Source organism: Sphingomonas sp. RIT328 (assembly GCF_000632225.1).
In the GTDB taxonomy this organism is placed as follows: domain Bacteria; phylum Pseudomonadota; class Alphaproteobacteria; order Sphingomonadales; family Sphingomonadaceae; genus Sphingomonas; species Sphingomonas kyungheensis.
In genome coordinates this window covers 7,501-10,686 of record NZ_JFYV01000047.1, presented here as the reverse complement: position 1 = coordinate 10,686, position 3,186 = coordinate 7,501, and the positions used below count along the sequence as shown (strand labels likewise).

2 protein-coding genes and 1 pseudogene (1 of these 3 only partly in view) are annotated in these 3,186 nt (G+C 68.9%); 2 read left to right on the top strand and 1 reads right to left on the bottom strand.

The window, feature by feature from the left end:
• Positions 1 to 51 precede the first annotated feature (51 nt).
• Positions 52 to 1,263 (top strand): M20 metallopeptidase family protein, encoded by a 1,212-nt coding sequence (locus BW41_RS16665; protein ID WP_037535812.1) that lies wholly within the window; start codon positions 52 to 54, stop codon positions 1,261 to 1,263.
• Between the two features lie 8 nt (positions 1,264 to 1,271).
• Here BW41_RS16665 and BW41_RS16660 read toward each other — a convergent pair whose 3' ends face one another.
• Positions 1,272 to 2,228 (bottom strand): isopenicillin N synthase family dioxygenase, encoded by a 957-nt coding sequence (locus BW41_RS16660; RefSeq protein ID WP_037535810.1) that lies wholly within the window; start codon positions 2,226 to 2,228, stop codon positions 1,272 to 1,274.
• A gap of 473 nt (positions 2,229 to 2,701) precedes the next feature.
• Here BW41_RS16660 and BW41_RS16655 point away from each other — a divergent pair.
• A pseudogene (locus tag BW41_RS16655) lies at positions 2,702 to 3,186 on the top strand (M23 family metallopeptidase); its annotated part runs 106 nt beyond the window's last position; the annotation flags it as partial.

Below are 3,186 nucleotides of genomic sequence, written 5' to 3'. Positions count from 1 at the left end.
CGACATTCGCCGCGCACCGGCTCACACTGCGCCGCGAAACGGAGCCAGACCATGTCCCTAGACCTCAGCACCAGCGAATGGACCGCGGCCGGCGAGGCCGAACTCGACGACGCCGTCAGCCTGCGCCGCGCGATCCATGCCGAGCCGGAGATCGGGCTCGACTGCCGCGAGACGACCGCCAAGATCAAGGCGGCGCTCGCCGGGCTGCCGCTCGAATATCATGAGGGCGGCTCGACCAGCGGGCTGATCGCGATCCTGCGCGGGCAGAAGGGCGAAAATGGCCGCACCGTGCTGCTGCGCGGCGACATGGATGCGCTGGCGATGCAGGAAGAGACGGGGCTCGCCTTCGCCAGCACCATCCCCGGCCGGATGCACGCCTGCGGCCATGATTCGCACACCGCGATGCTGGTCGGCGCGGCGCGGGCGCTGTCGGCGCGGCGCGACGCCCTGCCGGGAACGGTCGTGTTCATGTTCCAGCCGGGCGAGGAGGGGCATCACGGTGCGCGCTTCATGATCGACGACGGGCTGCTCGACATCGCCGCGGCCGACGCCGCCTTCGCCCTGCACATCACCCCCAATGCGCCGGCCGGCGTCGTCATCACCCGCAGCGGCCCGATCATGGCCTCGGCCGATACCGTCCATGTCGTGGTGCGCGGTGCCGGCGGCCATGCCGCCATGCCGCACGACTGTATCGATCCGGTGCCGGTCGCCTGCGAAATCGTCACCGCCTTCCAGACCTTCGTCGCGCGCAACATCGCCGTCACCGACCCGGCGGTCTTGTCGATCACCAAGATCGAGGCGGGGTCGGCGCACAATATCATCCCCGGCGAGGTGCGGATGCTCGGTACGCTGCGCACGCTGTCGGAGGCGACGCGGACGACGATGCGCGCCGCGATCGACCGGATCGCGACGCACATCGCCGCGGCGCACGGCGCGACCGCCGAGGCGTGGATCGACGAGGGCTATCCGGTCGTCGTCAACGATCCCCGCGGCGCGGCGCTGATCGAGCAGGTCGCGGCGGAGCTCGACCGGCCGTTCGCGCCGATGCCGCAGCCGATGATGGGCGCCGAGGACTTTTCCTACGTGCTGCGCAAGATCCCCGGTGCCTTCGCCTTCATCGGCGCCGCGCCGCAGGGCAGCGATCCCGCGACCAATCCGCCGCTGCACAATACGCGGATGACGATCGAGGAATCGGTGATGGCGCAGGGCATCGCGATCCACTGCGCCGTCGCCACCCGCTATCTGGAGCGCGGCTTCAACTGAGCCGCGGCCTAGTTCTTGATGAGGCCGATCTCGACCAGCCGCTGATGCAGATAATCGTGCGCGGTGATCGGTTCGGGATAGCGGTTCGGATGCTCCGCATCGATCGTCTGCGGCAGCGTCTCGATCAGGAAGTCGGGCGCCGGGTGGAGGAAGAAGGGCATTGAATAGCGCGAATGGCCGCGCCGCTCGGGCGGCGGGTTGACGACGCGGTGGGTGGTCGACGGCAAGCGGTGGTTGGTCAGCCGCTGCAGCATGTCGCCGACATTGACCACCATCGCCCCCTCGGGCGGCTTGATCGCCAGCCAGTCGCCGGTCGCCCGGTCGAGCAGCTCGAGCCCGGCTTCCTCGGCACCGAGCAGCAAGGTGATGAGGTTGATGTCCTCATGCGCGCCGGCGCGGACGCCCTCGGCATCGACCGGGATCGGCGGATAGTGGAGCAGGCGCAGCACCGAATTGCCGTCGCGCACCGCCGGGTTGAACCAGTCGGGCGCGAGGTCGAGATAGCGGGCGATCGCCGACAGCAACCGGTCGCCGGCGCGGTCGAAGGCGGTGAACAGCTCGAGGAACGTGTCCTTGAACCCCTCCGGCCGCACCGGCCAGACGTTGTCCGCCATCACCGCGGCGAAGCGATGCCCGGCGGGCAGCTCGCGGCCGATATGCCAGAATTCCTTGAGGTCGACGTGCTTGGCATCCTTGGCGATCTCGGTCTTGAACGGTGTATAGCCGCGCGCGCCGCCACCGCCGGCGATGAAATGGTCGCGCTTCTCGGCTTCGGGCAAGGCGAACAGCGCCTCGGTCTCGCGCCACGCCCGATCGATCAGCGGCTGGGCGATGCCGTGGTCGGCGACGATCGCGAAACCGAACCGTTCGAAGGACGCGCCGAACGCCGCGGCGAAGCCATCGGGGTCGCGCGCCTGATCGGCGAGGCTGAGCGTGGGGACCTGGGCGGAAGCGGTATCGAGCATGCAAGGCATCCAGTTGAAGACAGGGGGCTTATACGGAAATCCACGGGCGCCGTCATGCCTTGTCGCGCGATCCGTCGTCCTTTGCGCGCCTGATGCCGCCGAAAGCCGCGGCAGGCGATGGATAACGTCAGGGATACTGATCCGAATCGCCTGATCGCGCCAAGGGTTGCTCGGTTCGCCGCGACGCGACGGCGGTTGATCGCGGCGCCACGCGCCCGCTCTTGTCTGGCGCCGGCAAATGCGGGCAGACAAAGCGGGTCAGGAACGCGGGTGGGGCTGCGGTTTCACGACAGGTCAATGTTCGGGTCCGCCGCTCCGGCGGATACGGCGCATCATATTGGGGTCCGATGAGCATCTTCCGCGCAGCTACGATCGTCGCCACCGTCGGCGCCCTGTCCTTCGCTTATGGCGCGGCCCAGGCGGAAGACGGCGTATCGCGCGGCGCGACGCCGGCGAGCGCGACGGACGGCACGGGCGGCCCGATGCTTGCCGCCAACGGTGCCGAGGCGCAGGCCGATCTCGCCGCCGACGCGCAGTTCCGCACCCTGTTCCAGAGCTGGAAGAAGCTCGACACCCGGCCGCAGGGCGTGATCGCCATCCCCTCGGTCCAGCCGGTCCAGCATCTCAATTTCACCAGCAACTTCGGCATCCGTTCGGATCCGTTCCGCGGCACCGCGGCGATGCATGCCGGCGTCGACATCCCCGGCCCGGTCGGCACGCCGATCTATGCCACCGCCGACGGCATCATCGATCACGCGTCGCGGCTCGGCGGCTACGGCAATATGGTCGAGATCAACCACGGCAAGGGCATCGCCACCCGCTACGGCCATCTGTCGAAGATCCTCGTCACCGACGGCGCGCGCGTCACCCGCGGCCAGCTGATCGCGCTGATGGGCTCGACCGGCCGCTCGACCGGCCCGCACCTGCATTATGAGGTCCGCATCGACGGTCATGCGGT